General features: G+C 40.3%; 14 protein-coding genes and 1 pseudogene. 12 read left to right on the top strand and 3 right to left on the bottom strand.

Annotated elements, in window-relative coordinates:
• Positions 1-4: 4 nt before the first annotated feature.
• The 8 genes from A3I9_RS0112220 (at position 5) to thrS (ending at position 10,544) form a co-directional block, all read left to right on the top strand.
• Positions 5-259: a hypothetical protein gene (locus A3I9_RS0112220; protein WP_018378821.1), complete on the top strand. Its 255-nt coding sequence runs from the start codon at positions 5-7 to the stop codon at positions 257-259.
• A complete protein-coding gene (locus A3I9_RS0112215) occupies positions 259-3,414 on the top strand; it encodes a PBECR4 domain-containing protein (RefSeq protein WP_018378820.1) in 3,156 nt (1,051 codons plus the stop codon). Before A3I9_RS0112220 ends, A3I9_RS0112215 begins: the two co-directional genes overlap by 1 nt.
• Positions 3,415-3,484: 70 nt before the next feature.
• Positions 3,485-3,922 (top strand): hypothetical protein, encoded by a 438-nt coding sequence (locus tag A3I9_RS0112210; RefSeq protein WP_018378819.1) that lies wholly within the window; start codon positions 3,485-3,487, stop codon positions 3,920-3,922.
• A 183-nt stretch (positions 3,923-4,105) separates the two neighbouring features.
• A complete protein-coding gene (gene mobC / locus A3I9_RS0112205; RefSeq protein WP_018378818.1) occupies positions 4,106-4,501 on the top strand; it encodes a plasmid mobilization relaxosome protein MobC in 396 nt (131 codons plus the stop codon).
• Complete coding sequence (locus A3I9_RS0112200) at positions 4,495-6,129, top strand: relaxase/mobilization nuclease domain-containing protein (RefSeq protein WP_018378817.1); 1,635 nt, start codon at positions 4,495-4,497, stop codon at positions 6,127-6,129. The genes mobC and A3I9_RS0112200 overlap by 7 nt, the downstream gene beginning before the upstream one ends.
• Before the next feature lie 50 nt (positions 6,130-6,179).
• Entirely contained in the window at positions 6,180-7,475 is a 1,296-nt protein-coding gene (locus tag A3I9_RS0112195) for an ISLre2 family transposase (protein ID WP_018378816.1), read from the top strand.
• Positions 7,476-8,166: 691 nt separating this feature from the next.
• Entirely contained in the window at positions 8,167-8,574 is a 408-nt protein-coding gene (locus A3I9_RS0112190) for a GNAT family N-acetyltransferase (protein ID WP_018379308.1), read from the top strand.
• 20 nt (positions 8,575-8,594) lie between these two features.
• Complete coding sequence (gene thrS, locus A3I9_RS0112185; RefSeq protein ID WP_018379307.1) at positions 8,595-10,544, top strand: threonine--tRNA ligase; 1,950 nt, start codon at positions 8,595-8,597, stop codon at positions 10,542-10,544.
• A gap of 437 nt (positions 10,545-10,981) precedes the next feature.
• On the opposite strand, the pseudogene tnpA reads toward thrS, so the two are convergent.
• A pseudogene (gene tnpA, locus A3I9_RS12925) lies at positions 10,982-11,451 on the bottom strand (IS200/IS605 family transposase).
• 630 nt (positions 11,452-12,081) lie between these two features.
• Between tnpA and A3I9_RS13920 the strand changes: the two are divergent.
• A complete protein-coding gene (locus A3I9_RS13920) occupies positions 12,082-12,288 on the top strand; it encodes a transposase (protein WP_083903995.1) in 207 nt (68 codons plus the stop codon).
• Positions 12,289-12,828: 540 nt separating this feature from the next.
• On the opposite strand, the gene A3I9_RS0112175 is transcribed toward A3I9_RS13920, so the two are convergent.
• Both A3I9_RS0112175 and A3I9_RS0112170 read right to left on the bottom strand, forming a co-directional pair.
• On the bottom strand, positions 12,829-13,428 hold the full coding sequence (locus A3I9_RS0112175; RefSeq protein ID WP_018379305.1) for a TlpA family protein disulfide reductase: 600 nt from the start codon (positions 13,426-13,428) through the stop codon (positions 12,829-12,831).
• Between the two features lie 13 nt (positions 13,429-13,441).
• Complete coding sequence (locus A3I9_RS0112170) at positions 13,442-14,140, bottom strand: cytochrome c biogenesis CcdA family protein (protein WP_018379304.1); 699 nt, start codon at positions 14,138-14,140, stop codon at positions 13,442-13,444.
• A 205-nt stretch (positions 14,141-14,345) separates the two neighbouring features.
• On the opposite strand from A3I9_RS0112170, the gene A3I9_RS0112165 reads away from it, so the two are divergent.
• The 3 genes from A3I9_RS0112165 to A3I9_RS0112155 all read left to right on the top strand — a co-directional run bounded on the left by A3I9_RS0112165 (position 14,346) and on the right by A3I9_RS0112155 (position 17,500).
• Positions 14,346-15,011, top strand: a complete 666-nt coding sequence (locus A3I9_RS0112165) for a response regulator transcription factor (protein WP_018379303.1) — start codon at positions 14,346-14,348, stop codon at positions 15,009-15,011.
• Positions 14,998-16,365 (top strand): sensor histidine kinase, encoded by a 1,368-nt coding sequence (locus A3I9_RS0112160; protein ID WP_018379302.1) that lies wholly within the window; start codon positions 14,998-15,000, stop codon positions 16,363-16,365. The genes A3I9_RS0112165 and A3I9_RS0112160 overlap by 14 nt, the downstream gene beginning before the upstream one ends.
• Positions 16,366-16,651: 286 nt before the next feature.
• Positions 16,652-17,500, top strand: coding sequence for a PrsW family glutamic-type intramembrane protease (locus tag A3I9_RS0112155; RefSeq protein WP_018379301.1), 849 nt, complete (start codon positions 16,652-16,654; stop codon positions 17,498-17,500).
• The last annotated feature ends 160 nt before the right edge of the window (positions 17,501-17,660 follow it).

The following is a 17,660-nucleotide window of genomic DNA, read 5'->3' as shown; positions in this document are numbered from 1 at the left end:
CGATATGGAAACACCAAAACTCAAACTTGGCTTTTTAGAGACAATTAGCCAAGTGTTATCTCTGCAAAAAGAGAGCCTAGCAACAGAATACACCGTGATTAATCAATTATTGAAACAGGCAGATGAAGAGACTTTCTACTCGCTATCTCCTCATCTCTTCGTGACAAGAGATGAAGAAGGTACCTTGATTGGTTACCCTCTAGAGGCTACCCCTGAAGGCTATGACCTCTTCAAACACCTGGTAGGAGGACAGATTTAATGGTTTTTACTAAAGCACAAGCAAAATCCCTAGCTATTTTAGACGTGGCTAGGAGCCTTGGGATGGATATGAAACGGTCGTCTCATAAGGAATATTACTGGACAGAGCACGATTCCTTCAAAATCGATACCACAAAAAACACCTGGCACTGGTATTCCAGGGGAACATTTGGAGATACCATAAACCTGGTTCAGGAAATGCGTGACGTGAGCTATAAGGAGGCTATGACATTCTTAGAGACAGGTAATTTTCCTGAAGCAAAACCTAGGGAAGAAATTAGGCAGTCCTTTAGGTACAGCTTAGCTCCTTACGAACAAACCTTCAGAGAAGCTAGAACCTATCTCAAGGAGACCAGGGAACTGTCTGATGAAACCATCGACTTTTTCCTAGAGAAGGGTGTTCTAGCTCAGGCTAGACGAAAGGATAGAGACGGCTTTATTGAAGATGTCTTGGTCTTTAAGTACCTGGACAAGAACCAAAATATAGTGGGGGCCAGCCTCCAGGGCCTAGTTCCTTATCCAGAACGCCATGAAGGTAAGGGCTACCTCAAGCAAATCATGTACCAGTCAGAAGGCATTGCAGGCTTAAACGTCTCTATTGGTGCTCCTGAGCGTTTAGTGGTGGCAGAAGCTCCGATTGACCTTATGAGCTATTACGAGCTTCACAAGGACAGTTTAGAGAATGTCCGACTGGTGGCCATGGAAGGCCTCAAAGAAGGGGTTTTGTCCCGCTATGCTATGGAGGCCCTCCAGGAAAGGGGAGTTGTCAAGGAAATACCTCTGGATTATACAAAATCTAAAGACCTGACCCAGGCTTCTAATTTTCTACCTGAAGTTGCACGATTGACCACCCTTTTTCATGATGGAGAGCATGCAGACCTAATTACACTAGCAGTTGACCAGGACAAGGCAGGAAGTGATTTTATTGAGCAGTTGAAAGAAAAAAATATTCCAGTTATCGATGCCAGACCACCAAAAGGAGAGGGTCAAGAAAAGATGGACTGGAATGCCTATTTACAAGCTGGGAAGGGGTTAGGGCAAAAAGAAAAAGCCCCAGAACAAATCCTGAAGCCAGAAATGGATAGGAGCAATGGTAGTATGGGGTCTTTACAGCTTGAAGCTGAAGGCAGTCCCGCACCCGTAGCTGAAACCTCAGCTACCTTTGAGCAAACTGTTACCAGTCACCCGACGTTCTCCTATCCTTTACTTAAGTTTAGCACAAATAACGAAAAAGTGCAACGACGATATAAAGATTATCACTTGGTTGATGCTGATGATATGAAACGTTTAAAGCAGTATGCTCCATCGATTCAAGCAGCAGCTCAATGGTACTTAAATGAAGTTGCGGATAGTCGTATCATGTATGTGTTTGCGGATAATGGAAGTGAGAAGGTGCTAGCAGTTGATTTTCTGAAGGAAAATTTTATCCATTTGACAGGGATTCGCCCCTTTGAACCAAGTAAGACGGCAGCTGACTTTTTAGTGGACTTTGCAGAAGGAAGAGGGAATTTTCCTAATATTTTATCCAGTCATGCACTCAAAGAAAAGCTTCAAGTATTGCCAATGTTAGAAGACATTTTAGATAGCCGTTCATTCGTCTTAAATGATCTCTCTAGCGTAGAAAAACTGCATAGGCTTGATTTTTCAGAAGCCATCAAAGCAAAAGACGAGGACTTCTTGTTACTCTTTAAGGATTCTGATAAAGGAACTGTCCCTGCCTCCCTGATGAAGCTAAAAGGTGAGTTGGCTACCAATGTTAGAGGGATTAACGAGAAGGTCATACTGGGAATCTATCGTGAACGAAGGGGTCAGATTGAGCAGCTGTCACTCAATGACGACTATATCAAAGATGGTGGAAAACAACTCTTGTCTTTGCTTCAATCAAGAGAATTGGACACTTTTCAAGAACAAATCGTGGAAGAAGTCCCCCAAATAAGACGAGATGTACAGGAAGAGTTAGAAGAAAAGGGACCCCAATCTTCAATCAGCCAACTGGATTCAGATGCAGACGGTATCTCTGATGAAGAAGAACTGAAACAGGGTACCAACCCGCATGACTTTCGCTCCAAACCTGGATCAAGATTACTAGAAGAACATAACCTTGAACCTGAAGAAGTGGCTATAACTTCTAGCAGTCTTGCAGTTGCGGACTTTATCAAAAATAAGGATGTGGCTGGTCTTAACCGTCACCTCAAGGAGGGAATAAAAGACTATCTGGACTCAGATAAATACAAGGACTATCTGACCAAAATGAGCCAGCTAAACAACTACTCCAGTCGTAACCTACGCTTAATTCTTGCCCAACATCCAGAAGCCACTCAGGTTGCTTCCTTTAAGCAGTGGAAGGAAACGTTTGGCCGCCATGTCAAAAAAGGAGAGAAGTCTATCCGGATTTTTGCTCCGATGACCAAGATTAAAAAGGATGAGAACAATCAACCAATTTTGGATAAAAATGGCAAACCAGAAACCGTTACTTTCTTTGGTCTAGTCCCTGTCTTTGACGTTAGTCAAACAGAAGGTAAAGAAATGCCCAAGGCAACTTCAGAGGTTAAGGAACAGCTGACTGATGTAGATTATGCCAATCTCTACCGTGCCCTGATGGCTATTGCCAAGGAGAATAATGTTACTGTCCGCTTTGATGAGATGACAGGTGATAAGAAAGGTCATTACAACGTGACAGAACACCAAATCGTTCTAAGAAGTAACGATATGAACAAGTCACAGTTGATTAAGACCTTTATCCACGAGACTGCTCACTCAGAGTTGCACCATGCCAACAATCCTCAACAAGATATGTTAACGAGAAGCACGGCCGAACTTCAAGCAGAAAGTGTCGCCTATGTTGTGGCCTCCTATTACGGGATTGACACGTCGGATTATTCCTTTGCTTATCTAGCAGGCTGGTCGGATGATAAGGAGAGCCTAGCAGACCTGGAGGCCCAGCTAGATATTGTCCAACAAGAGGCTAAAAGTTTAATGGTTCGGATGGATCAACAGTTGGAACAGTTACGCCTCGCCCAGGAGAAACAAGCCCAGAACCAGTTTGAGCAGAAGCTCCAAAAATTTAAGGATCAGTCTAAGCAAGCCATCGAAGAGCACAAGCAAGAACAAAAGGCAGAAGCTCACTCAAAAAAAGAGAAGGGTTTCTCGAAATGACCGAACGGGATACCCAAAAGACACCCAAGGTCAAATTAAAAACACCACCACCCCAAGGAGGACAACACACATGACAGACCAACAAGAAAACCAACTCCACGCCATCCTATCAGATTTTATTCCGCTGATGGACGGTGACCTTATCCAAGGAATTTCCCCTGAAGCCGATAGCCTCACCCGCCAAGAAGTTTTAGACCAGTTGCTAGCAGACAGGGAACTATTCAATCAAGACGATGCTTCATTAATGAGTTGGCAGGAAGAGAATATTCAGCTCCTGAAAACAATCAGTGATGAAGATTTCCTAGTAGTCCGTGATGAAAAAATATTGCTAACGGAGCTACAAATTGGCCAGTCACTCTTTGAGCCACTTAGTGAAAATCAGCTGGAAGAACTGAAGAAAAAACTTATCTCAGAACAAGAGCAGGCTTCAGAACGTCAGACACAGGCAACTGAAAAAAATGAGCAGAAGCCATCACTCTGGAAGAAAATTCTAAAACCCTTTGGATAGGCTTATCATCTAAAAAAATTCTGTCTCTCTTGATAGAGGGGCAGGATTTAGGGGGTTGGGGATTTCCCCAAAACTGAAAAAGGCAAGAAGGAAAATCGTAAGATTGACCTTCTCTGACCTTTTTTAATTTCGTATTTGCCCGGGCAAATGCTACGCTTGCCACAAGGAAAGGAGGGGGAGGCTATGCCTCAAAAAACAGTAAATCGAAAGAGGAGTATCCGCAAAGAAGTCTACTTTACGGAACAGGAATACCAACAAGTAAAATATACCATGGAACAGATGAAGGCACCTACTTTTCAATACTATGCTAAGAACCAACTGGTACAGGGAAAACTTGTCCAGATTGATTTTTCAGAACTGAAGGCTCTACGAGTGGCCGTCAATCGGATTGGTGGAAACATCAATCAAATTGCCAAACACGCTAACGAAAATCAGGAGATTAGCACGGAAGAACTTGCTCAAGTCTTAGCCTATCTTTCTGAACTAAAAGATATGGTGGCGGCTAAGCTATCTAGTACGGAGAAGAAGAGCCTACAGGAACGAAAAGAAAAAGAAATAAGGACGTATGACGAATGGTAGCTATTAAACCACCTAAACAAATTAAAACACCATCCAACTTAAAAATAGCCGTCCGCTATATTTTGAACGAGGCTAAAACACTGATCCAAAATTCAGGAGATCAAGACTTTGATTTTCCATTAGTTTATCACAATGGAGAGATGCAACTGAAGCTAGTTTCTGGTCACAGGATTGAAGACGTTAGCGTGGCAGATGAAGAAATGGTCATGACAAAATTAGCTGCGGCCTTAAAAAAAGGAGACGATGACCTCAAGGAATTGTCTTCGGGAAAACAAGTTCTGGCCCATCATATTATCCAATCTTTTTCGCCAGATGACAACCTAACACCTGAACAAGTTCATGAAATTGGTAGACGGACCATGATGGAATTTACTGGAGGAGATCACGAGTTTATTATCGCAACTCATACCGATAAAAACCATCTCCATAATCACATCATATTATCTACGACAAACACTTCAACGCTGAAAAAAATTCGTTGGCAGAAAAATACTCTTAAAAATTTACAAGCCATCTCAGATAAACAAGCATCCAAATATGGAGCTAAAATTATTGAACCTACTATGAAAAATTCTTATACTAAATATTCAGCTTGGAGACGACAGAATAATTATCGGTTTGAAATTAAACAACGTCTAGACTTTCTTCTGAAGCAATCCGTATCACTAGAAGACTTCAAGGAAAAAGCCAAGGCTCTTGACCTTCAGATTGATTTTTCTGGTAAGTTTGTTAAATACAAACTTACTGATGAACCCCAACAAAGAAATGTCAGGGACGATACGCTTTCTAAGAAGGGGGACTATTCCTTAGAAAAAATAAAAGAGCGTTTGGTTCTTAATGAGTTGGTGGTAAGCACTTCTGAAATAAAGGAACGATATCAGGAATTAAAGGCTGAGGTGGAACAAGATTTTGAGTTGAAGTTAGAAGTGGCTAGTTGGCAAGTGGAACAAGAAAGCCCACAGGGTATCTATATCCAGATGGATTATGGTGCTCTGAATAGTGGCACAATTCTAGTTCCTTCCCATAAGGTAGATAAGAATGAAGAAGGTAACTACACGATTTACATCAAGGAAAAAGATTACTTTTATTTTCTCAATCCAGACCAGTCTCAAAAGAACCGTTACATGATGGGAACAACTGTCGCGAGACAATTAGCTAAACAAAATGGAGAGGTGCTTATCACAAAAAATCCTCAAATAGCATCCATGCGTCAGTTGATTAAAGAGTATAATTTTCTGGTGAAACATGGCGTAACAGATGGCACACAGTTCCGAGAGTTAGAGGAGCGATTTAACGAGAAAATCGATGCGACCCACAAGGAGCTAAGTCGATTAGATGACCGTCTGGCTCATTATCACAAAATAGAAGGGGCTTTACTTTCTCTGAAGCAGAATCCAGAAAATAACTTGGTGGGCATGCAGCTGTTAGAAGAGTTGGGAGTACCTAAAGACATTCACCTTGAGGAAGTGGCACAGATTATTAAGCAGTTTGAAGTAGAAAAGGGCGCTTTGCAAGAGTTTTTCGATGATACCGTGAGGACTTATACAACTTACCAAGAAATGAGAGATCAGATTAACTTACGTGAGATAGGCACTCGCAAACATGAGTCGGAAGAAAAGTCACTCTAGCTATTGAGTTTTTCAGAAAAGTTTCTATCTGTTTTCAGTATAATAAAACTATGATTGGATTTGATGAAAAAGCCTTTGTGGTGGCCTTAGATAGACAACGTGAGAAAGAGTTTCTCAAGCAAATTAAACAGTATGATGAGCAGGTGGCTTCTGTGATGAGGCTGAAAGGTTATCAGCGGATAGATGCTAGTGAACGGACTGTCTTGTTTACCTTTGGAGAAATGACCTTCTCCAGGAACCGTTGGAGAAAGGGAGTTGAGACTCGTTACCCTGTCGATGAATGGCTCGGTTTGAAAAAGTATATGCGGTATTCTCCTGAACTGATTTACCATATGGCGAGGCATGCTTCTGTTTTATCCTACCGTGAAGTCTGTCGAACGATCCAGGTCGCTTACCGTTTGGAGGTGACTAAGGATGCCGTCTTAAAAGCGGTCAAGACTGCTGGAAGGCTCTTTTCTGAGAAAGAACGGTATCGCTTTTATATGGAAGGAGAACAACCACAAAAAATCCAGGCAGACAAAATCTACCTGGAGGGGGACGGAGTGATGGTCAAAACAAGTTCAGCTGGAGATGAACGGCACAATACAGATATAGCCCACTTTCTTATCCATACAGGAGCTAAGAAAATTGGCAACAATCGCTATATCCTGCAAAATAAGCATGAGATTATCAATGTCAATTATGACCAGGCTAAGGAGGAACTTCTGGACTACCTCTATAACCATTTTGAAATCACGGACAAGACTATTCTAATCACCAACTCAGACAATGGCAAGGGCTACACCAAGCGAGTTTTTCAGGAAATCAAAAAAGCTTTAGGGATAAAACACCACGAACACTTTTGGGATGCCTACCATCTCAACGAGAAGCTAAAAACCTTCCTTAAGCCTTACCCTTCTACCCTCATGGAATTGGCTTTCAAGGCTATTCAAACCCACCAAAAGCCGTTGCTTGTGACTTTATTTGATACGATTGAGTCCCTGGTACAAACTGAAGAAGAGTACGAGTGTTTCGTATCCTTTCGTCAAAAGCTGATGAGAGGTTTCAAGGATACCAAGCCACCTAAACTAAGAGGACTATCTTCACGTGGAATAGGAGTTATGGAGAGTCAGCACCGTAAGGTGACGTATCGCATGAAGCATAGGGGGATGTACTGGTCTATTGAGGGAGCTTGTGCTATGGCCAGAATGATTCTCTTAGAACGAGTGGACCAATTAGAAGACCTCTTTTTTGGTGATTGGCGGAAACGTTATGAACCATACAAGGACAGTAGTTTTAGTGCAGGTTATCTGATTGACCATTTGCCACATGAAGCAATGGTGATTAAACGAAGGCGACGAAGGTAGATAAATTCCAGTTAAACAGGAATTAACCGCTAAAAATGTAATTTTTAGGGGTGTTTTTAGCATGATTTACATAGAAAATCCTTGCTTTTTTGCCTAAATGGTGGTACAATAAAAGTATTGAAAAACAAAAAAGGTGTAGGAGCAGACACTCCTACACCACCGATTAAGACAAACCGACACTTTGCTTAATCAGTCAAACAGTATTGTAGCACAAAAAGAACAATATCGTCAAGACTGAGGCAAAGGAAAAAACTTTGTTTCAGTCTTTTTTCGGATAAAGAACCTAGAGTTTTCTTAGGTTATAAGGGGTAGTTGGAGTTTCCCAAAAATTTAGACACATACAAAATCACAAAAACACTTGAAATTCTCCCTAATCGTGTTATACTAGGTAAGGAAGACATGTCCGTCACCCTTCATTTTTGAGAGAGCAATCGGTCGCTGTGAGATTGTAAATGACTTGATGAGATACTACTTCCTATAGATTTTATGCAAACATAAAAGGGTGGTTCCCTTATCACCAAACATGAGGTTCATGGCTTTTTGCCGTGAATAAATGAAGGTGGAACCACGTTGCGACGTCCTTTTATAGGGCGTCGTTTTAGTTTTAGAGAATCTTATCTGGTGGATTGCCTAAAAAATTGTGAGTTTTAAAGGAGACCTCATCTTGTTTTCCAATGAAAAGGAGGTAGATATGACTATCGTTGATTTGACTGACCAGCAGGTAACAGCAGTCGAAGAAGCTTTGGAAGCTTATGATCAGAACTTTATCCGCTATCCGAAACAGGGGGCGATAGCCATTGGCATTGTGGATGATGACGGTGCGGTGCTTGCTGGACTGGATGCAGTGATGACTGCTTTCAATATTCTCTATGTGTCGACGGTTTTTGTGGCTGAGCCCCAACGTCGAAAAGGCTTAGGTCGCCAACTGATAGAGGAGATGGAGGCGCGTGCTAAAGCTCTCGGAGCCAACACCATTCGCCTAGACACCTTTGATTGGCAGGGCTATGATTTCTATAAGGCTTTAGGCTATCAGGAAGTGGGGCATTATGCCAACAAGAGTGATGGCTACTCGGAACATTTTTTTGTTAAATTTATTTAAAATATTATTAAGGAGACATTATGATACACATTACTTTCCCAGATGGCGCGGTGCGCGAATTTGAATCTGGTGTGACTACTTTTGAAGTTGCGCAAACGATCAGCAACTCACTAGCTAAAAAAGCTTTAGCGGGTAAATTCAACGGTAAATTAATTGACACCACGCGTGCTATTACAGAAGACGGCAGTCTTGAAATTGTAACGCCTGACCATGAAGATGCCTTTGACGTGCTTCGGCACTCAGCTGCTCACTTGTTTGCACAAGCTGCAAAACGTCTTTTCCCAAATATTCACTTGGGGGTGGGGCCTGCTATCCAAGATGGTTTTTATTACGATACGGACAATGCAGATGGGCAAATTTCAAACGAAGATCTTGAAAAAATTGAAGCTGAAATGGCGAAAATCGTCAAGGAAAATCATCCATGTATCCGTGAAGAAGTGACCAAAGAACAAGCCCTTGAAATCTTTGCAGATGATCCATACAAGGTGGAATTGATTTCAGAGCATGCTGATGACGAAGCTGGTTTGACCATTTATCGTCAGGGTGAATTTGTTGACCTCTGCCGTGGTCCACATGTTCCATCGACAGGCCGTATCCAAGTCTTCAAACTCTTGAATGTAGCCGGTGCTTATTGGCGTGGAAATTCGGATAATGCCATGATGCAACGTGTCTACGGGACTGCTTGGTTTGATAAAAAAGACCTTAAAGCTTATCTTCAAATGCGTGAAGAAGCCAAAGAGCGCGATCACCGTAAACTTGGTAAGGAATTGGACCTCTTTATGATTTCACAAGAAGTGGGTCAAGGGTTGCCATTCTGGTTGCCAAACGGTGCCACTATCCGTCGTACTTTGGAACGCTATATCACAGATAAAGAATTGGCTTCAGGCTACCAACATGTTTATACACCGCCACTTGCTTCTGTTGAACTCTATAAGACATCAGGTCACTGGGAGCATTACTCAGAAGACATGTTTCCAACTATGGATATGGGGGATGGAGAAGAGTTTGTCCTTCGTCCAATGAACTGCCCACACCACATTCAAGTGTATAAACACAATGTGCGTTCTTATCGTGAATTACCAGTCCGTATCGCTGAAATTGGAATGATGCACCGCTATGAAAAATCAGGTGCCCTTACAGGTCTTCAACGTGTCCGTGAAATGTCATTAAATGATGGGCATATTTTCGTCACACCAGAACAAATCCAAGAGGAATTCCAACGCGCGCTCCAGTTGATTATCGACGTTTATGAAGATTTTAACTTGACAGACTACCGTTTCCGCCTCTCTTATCGTGACCCAGAAGACAAAGAGAAGTATTATGATAACGATGAGATGTGGGAAAATGCCCAAACCATGCTAAAAGCTGCCCTTGATGAAATGGGAGCAGAGTACTTTGAAGCAGAAGGTGAAGCTGCTTTCTATGGTCCTAAGTTGGATATCCAAGTGAAGACTGCCCTTGGTAATGAGGAAACTCTCTCAACTATCCAATTAGACTTCCTTTTGCCAGAACGATTTGACCTATCCTATATTGGAGCAGATGGTGAAGAACACCGCCCAGTCATGATTCACCGTGGTGTTATTTCAACTATGGAGCGTTTCACAGCTATCCTGATTGAGACCTATAAAGGAGCTTTCCCTACATGGTTAGCCCCTCAACAGGTTACAGTCATCCCCATTTCCAATGAAGTTCATACAGACTACGCTTGGGAAGTGGCGAAAAACCTCAAAGACCGTGGTGTTCGTGTCGAAGTGGATGAGCGCAACGAAAAGATGCAGTACAAGATTCGCCAGAGTCAAACGCAAAAAATTCCTTATCAACTCATCGTTGGTGACAAGGAAATGGCTGACAAGTCTGTCAATGTCCGTCGTTACGGTAGCAAGGAAACTCATACTGAAACTGTTCAAGAGTTTGTTGAGCATATCCTTGCTGATATTGCGAGAAAGTCTAGACCGGTGGGAAGGGAATAACGGGTTAGAGTCTGGTACAGACTAAGATATTACTTCGTAATCACCTACAAACTATGAGAACTAAAGTTCAAAGCCCTCATTAAGTTGTATAACCTTAGTGAGGGCTTTGTGGATGATACTTTAAGCGACGAGAGACAAACCAATCCACTCTACAGACGAACAGTGGATTAAAAAATGCTGTAATTATTTCAACCAATTTTAGGTTTAAGCTGTTGGGACGGACATATTGGCGTTTATTGGAGGTTGGTTTGGCATGCTTTGTGTCAAGAGTTTGAACTCGTTTTAGCCAAGCCAGCTTAAGTCATAACCACCCGTGAAAACGGGTGGCTTGTACACCGGCTATAAGCCGTTAAACTCCAGCAGCGTCTAAACACGCTCGCTGAACGTTGTTCAGGTTATGCTTTTATTACTTGACTGTTGCCCGTAACAACGGGCTTTTATCTTGTTCTGAAACCTCCATCCGAAAATGGATCTTCGTATGCTTTAACGCTCAACTTGTCTAGAGCTATGTCGTCCTTCTCTTGCTCATGAATATACTTTGCTACTGTTCGTTTAATCCGACAATACTGACGTAATAACCCCTCGCCCAAAACTTACGATTTCCGTATTTATACTTTAAATTCGCATGTTTATCAAATATCATCAAAGCANTCTTACTTTTTAAATATCCCATAAAATCGGAAATCGCTAGTTTGGGTGGTATCAGCACAAGCATGTGAACGTGATCTGGCATCATCTGCCCTTCTATAATTTCTACTCCTTTGTACTGACATAGATGACGGAAAATCTCGATGAAGTTTTGTCTAATTTTATAGTAGATGGATTTTCTACGATACTTCGGAGTGAAGACAATGTGATATTTGCATATCCATTTGGTGTGTGATAAACTATAACTGGTTTTAGCCATTGCTAAAATAGTCCATTGGACTATTTTACTCCTTTCTGTATCTAACCTGAACAATTAGATGATACTTGGAAAAATAAATGGAAGCTAGAAGCCTTATCAGCCACCAGCTTAGCTGGTGGTTTTCTCATTTTTCTCTACGAGAAAAACTGGCTTGAAGCCATAATAAAAGCTGTTTCTGGCAAAAAATTTATAAAAAGGATGTCTTTTGGATGCCCAAGTTGACCATAATTGGACTGTTTCCGAAAAGTTTTGTCCTTGACGAAACGATTTAAGAACAAGAGACTCGAACTGTCAGCGCAAACACTTTGTCGAGTCTAGGAATAAGCATCCATAAGATACTACACAATTCGCAAGCGTATAGATTGAAGACACTATGAGAAGCTCGGGACGAGACTTGATAGAACTATTATGTGATAAGCTCCAAATCAGTGAGAGAAGTGCTCAACAGCCTATCTTCACTAGCTTGAAAAAAGTTCCACAGATTTAGTCAAGGCGCTTGGCGACTATTTCTCAGAACCTCATCGCTTTATGTTATACGCATTTATGCCCTTTATAAAAAGTACATTCAGCTCTTGGAAGAACTGATTAACAACTATCTCACTCATTTTTAAGAAGAGATGATCGTTTTAGATGCCCATTCCAGTCACTGACTATCTAATAACATCTTTCTTTATTGTGGAGGTAGATACAAACATGGAGCAGTTTCCGATAACTGGACACTTGAGCTCTTGGGCTGGACTTTGTCCAGATTCTTACGAAAGTGTGGGCATTAAAAATCCTCGCACATCACGTAAGGGAATCGTTATCTCGAACAAGTTCTGGCGATGTCTACTCTAAAGCCTCAGTTTTTTTCATCCCTTTACAACAAAGGTTCGCAACAGAGGAAGTATCAGTGCTTGTGCCATAAGAACCTCAGAATGATTTATAGATTACTCACTAATCTATCGAAAAGAAAAGGTGTTAGGATTAAGGTACAATTCTAACACCAAAACTTAAAATTTAATTACCGTATACTACAGGAAGTGAATTTTTGCGCTTTTTACTGTCTTTTTCAAATAAATTCACTCTTATCATACCATTAAGGAAGGGAGAATTTTGGGGACTTTTTGGGAGTTTTCATAGAAATTAGTTTTTCATTTACGTTGATTTTCTTGTAGTACTTGAAGAGGTTATTTGACTATAAGAACGAATCTTATATCAATCTTTATCGGACGTTTACCTTCGAGGAGGGCGTTGGCAAACATGATACTAGCAACAGTAGAAATATTGCGCATTTTCTCGCAAGACTAAAAGTTAGTTTCTTTGACAGAGTGTTCAAAAATCTCTTAACGGATTAAAGAGCTACGTTAGTTTTAGAGTGAATGCCTTTAACCGATTTTATTTGAGGTTTTTGAGGCCAGCTTTTAAGGTTTCTTCATTCAGTTGGCCAGCAAAGACCTTATTAACAGTGCCATCACTGTTTATAAAGACATGGCTTGGAAAAGCTCGGAGGCTATATGCCATAAGGGCGTTATCCTTTTGATCAAACAAAATTGGATAGGTAATCCCAGCTTTTTTGGCAACATCCATAATTTTTTTTTGATCCTCGTCCAAGGCGTAGGCATTGTTAAATTTACTATCTTTTGGTGAAGTCACACTTAGGAAAGCGTAATCCTTATCGTCTTTGAATTTTTGATATACTTTTTCTATATGGGGCATTTCTTGTAGGCAAGGTTTGCACCAACTAGCCCAGAAGTTAAGGTATACCTTTTTTCCAGCATAATCAGACAGAGATACTTCCTTTCCATCTTTATCCATCAATTTCAGGTCAGGAGCTTTTTCTCCTTCGACAAGAGTTTGTAACCCTTTGTCCATTTGACTATCCGTTGTATTTTCAACTGGTGAAGGATTTTGAGCTGTACTCTGTTTTTGTTGAGTAGCTCCACAAGCTGTCAGAATCAACAGACAAGAGGCCGATATTAATGCTTTTTTAAACATAATTTTTCTCCTTTTATTTTAATAAGTGAGTGAGGTTATCAAACAATCCAGTTAAGATAGACAACCCGATACAGATAAGCAAAATCCCAGAAATAATCTTGGTATAGTGTAAAAAGCGAGTCTGCTTTTTAAAATAATCCAGAACCTTTTGGGAAAAAAGGGCGACTAGAATAAAGGGTAGGATGAACCCAATACAGTAAACTGAAATGAGGAGAACACTCCAAATTCCAGAATGACTACTAGCATAAAAGAAAACACTGGCTAAAATAGGACCGATACAAGGAGTCCAAGAAAAGCTAAAGGCAAATCCCATTAGGAAAGCAATAACGGGCGTCACTGTCTGTCCAGCTTGGTAAACTTTACTCTTGGCCGAAAATTCCTTACTTAAGAATGTTGTTTGGAAAACTCCCAGTTGAAATAATCCCATGGTAATAATCAAAACACCACTGATTATTTGTACCCACCTTATATGTTGATTTAAGAATCGGCTCAAAAAGCTACTGGCAAAAGCAAGTAGGAAAAAAGTAGTTGCAATTCCTAAAACAAAAATTAAAGTGTTGCATAAAACCCTTTTACGATGTTTAACATCGTTTACTCCCTCACTTTGACCACCTAATATCCCAATATAAATTGGTAATATTGGAAGTACGCAGGGCGAAAAAAAGGATAGTAAACCTTCTATGAATAAGGCTAATACTTTGATATGCTGCATCTTTTAATAACTCCTTTCTTTTTCTCAAACTTGAAGTAAAGTTTGAGTCGTTTTGTTGAGACTATTGTAGCATCTGCATATCCTTATTTCCTATCCTCTATCTATTTTTTATCTAATTTTTTCAGGCTTTTTAAAATCCAGCCAGAGGTTTATAGTATAATTAGAAGTGATATGAATCTAAGAGATAAAGATAAGGAGCTTGTTTATGGCATACATTCTGTTGGTTGAAGACGATGTGGTTATTAATCAAATCGTAATAGAATTTCTCAAAGCGCACGACCACACAGTAATTTCTGTTTTTGATGGATATGCAGCCTTGGAGGCCTTTTCAAGAGAAAGATTTGATTTAATCATTTTAGATATTATGATTCCTGAGATTAGTGGCTTAGACGTCTTGAAGCAGATTCGCCAAACGTCGGTTGTCCCTATCATCATGCTCACGGCCATGGACGACGAATATACCCAGTTGATTAGTTTCAACCAAACTATCAGTGACTATGTTGTCAAACCATTTTCTCCTTTAATTCTTATGAAGCGCATTGAAAACGTTTTGCGGCAATCTCAAGTGTCCAACGAAATCCAAATTGGCCAACTCCGATTAGATTTAGACAACTCAACAGCCTATTATGGCAGCAATACATTAGCTTTGACAAAAACAGAATATGATATTTTAGAGTTGCTGGCTAAACACTGTGGAAAACTTGTCACACGTGATAATATGATGATGAGTATTTGGGGTTATAGTGAACTAGATAGTCGTGTTCTTGACAATCATATTAAAAACATTCGTAAAAAAATCCCAAACCTTATTTTAAGCACTATTGTTGGAAGAGGATATAAGCTAGAGGGAACAAATTATGGGGATCACTAGAAAAAGTTTTATTAGTTTAACGGTTACTATATCTGTGATGCTTTTCTTCTTTTTAGCTATTTTGTATTTTACCCTGCCTATTTATTACAAACAATCACAAAAAGCAGAACTTAAAGAAAACTATAATTTTGTTGTAAAACAGCTAAGGGGGGAATCTCAAACTAGTATCGTTAGTCATTTACAAAGTCTAGATAAAAAATACTCTCAACTCTTCTTTTCCCTATCGGATATGGATGGAAATGCTCTCTACCCTAATCAAGAGGAATTAACCAGCTACGAAGTTGACATCCAAGAGTTAAAAGAGACGGAAAATAACGAAATTGGCTTTTGGACAGATAGCATCCGTACTGCAGAGGGGAGCCTGATGATTCTCTCTGGACAGTATAGTTACCCTACGCTCACCAGTATTAGTCAAACATTTTTGACCTTTTATCCGTTTGTCATTCTCCTATTCATCTTCATTGCAGGAATCGCCATTTTCATATATAGCCGTTTATCCACAAAGCGAATTAAAAATCTGTCTCTCCAAACTCGTCAAATGCAGAGTCTAGAAAAAGGCCTCTCTTTTGAGGTAACCGGCCGAGATGAAATTTCCCAGTTGGCTCAAGATATAAATAGTCTTTATAACAAGCTTTTGATCAGCATTGAAAATCTCGAACAAGAAAATGAACGTACTCTGATCAGAGAGCGTCAGAAGATGGATTTTTTAAGGATGACCTCCCATGAGCTTAAAACACCAATTACCAGTATGACTGGTATGGTTGAAGGGATGCTGTACAATATCGGGGATTTTAAAAATCGAGATAAATATTTGAATCTCTGTCTGCAAATCTTAACTGAGCAATCTCAGATTGTCCAATCTATATTAGAGGTGTCAAAGTTGGATCTGATTCTAAAACCAAACCAAGATACCTTTTCTCTAAAAGAACTCCTAGAAGACATCTTGCCAACTTACGAAGGTATAGCTCTTGTCAATCATTTCCAATTTGACGTCCAACTGGAACCTTTAATGATTACTTCTCATCAGCTCTATCTCCAAAAAGCACTTAAAAATCTGTTAGATAACGCTTTTTGCTACACCCGTCCAAATGGGAAAATTCAGCTTCTCCTGAAAGAAGGGCAATTGAAAATTACTAACCAAGCAGAACAACTCCTTGAAGATGAACAGATTGAACAGGTGTTCCAACCTTTTTATCGTCCAGATTTCAGTCGCAATCGACAAGATGGCGGAACCGGACTCGGTCTTTATATCGTTGACCAAATTTTATCTAAACACCGACTCAACTATCATCTTAATCGTGAAGAAGATAGCATGGTTTTTACCATTGACTTTACGAATCTAATTACAGATTAGAACTTAACGAAGTTCAACGTTGTAAGTGAATCAATCATGTTATTTAGGTGCAGGATTAGTTGATAATACACTTGATTTAGATACACTTCTAGAAAAAAGTTACAAAAAAATAGATAAAAATGAGATGATGTTTAGTCCACCTTGATAATATCATGATAGACTTAAGATAAAAGTATTACAGTACTTGTTCAACTGTTGGTAGGGCAATCTCGCGTTCCTATAATAACAAACACTTGCTCTTACCATCAAAAAAGAATAAAGAGATTTTTTGATAGGAGGTTTCACCATGAAAACAATCAACTTAAAAACAATTATTTGGAGCGGATTAATTATCCTTAGCATTCGACAACTGATTCAAGAGCTTTTGGTGTTTCAAACACCACCTTTAAACACCGCCAGTACAATTTTTTCACTGATACAGCCTATTGCCCTGTTGCTCATAGGCTATGGAATTCCATTAGTCTCATTGGCTTATTTACTCAAAAAGAAAAAAGGCGTAGACCTCATTTGGTTTGGGGTTGCTGTTTTATTTGGTGCACTCGTTATCGGTCAACAATCTGGTCTTTTAAATTTTCATGTCACCAATTTACTGCATAGCCTTTTCCCAAACAATCAATTCATAACAACCTGGCAGCCTAGTATCGCACCGCCACTTGTCGAAGAGAGCCTCAAACTCCTTCTAGCCATGACCATTCTTTACCTATCTGGCCGTCAAGATGTCTGGCAAGCTGCTCTAATCGGTGGCGGTGTGGGCCTTGGCTTTCAACTATCCGAGGATTATGTGTATATTTTAGGTGCTATGATTGAAAAGACACATCGGCCACTAGAACAAGCTATACTACGATTTGAAACAGCTTATGCGGGGCACTGGCTATTAACCGCGATGTTCACCGGAGCATGCGCTCTTCTGCTTTACTATCACAAATCCGACAGACCTAAGGCGATGCCTATCTGGCTAGTCAGCCCTATCATTCTACATATCCTGTGGAACAACCCCTTTATTGATAACAACACCCCTATGAAAATTGGGATCACTGTTCTCAGTTGGGCATTATTAATACATTTTTGCCTTCAAAATCATCGCACAACCGCCCTTCCTAAGGGGAAAGTCTCCCCACTACAGGAGATGGATTAAAAAAATCACAGGGGAACTCCTCTAATGGATTACCCGTTCCTTAGAACCTGTATGTGAGAGGTTGTACCTATCTTAATATTGACTTTAGCTACTCATCGTTGACTATTTTGATAGTCGTCAGTATTTCGATACTACTTTTTCTTGCTTGGCTTTACATTCA

The sequence above is a fragment of the Streptococcus ovis DSM 16829 genome, from assembly GCF_000380125.1.
Lineage (GTDB): Bacteria > Bacillota > Bacilli > Lactobacillales > Streptococcaceae > Streptococcus > Streptococcus ovis.
The sequence above is the reverse complement of the archived record's forward strand: the minus strand, read 5'-3'. Positions and strand labels throughout refer to the sequence as shown.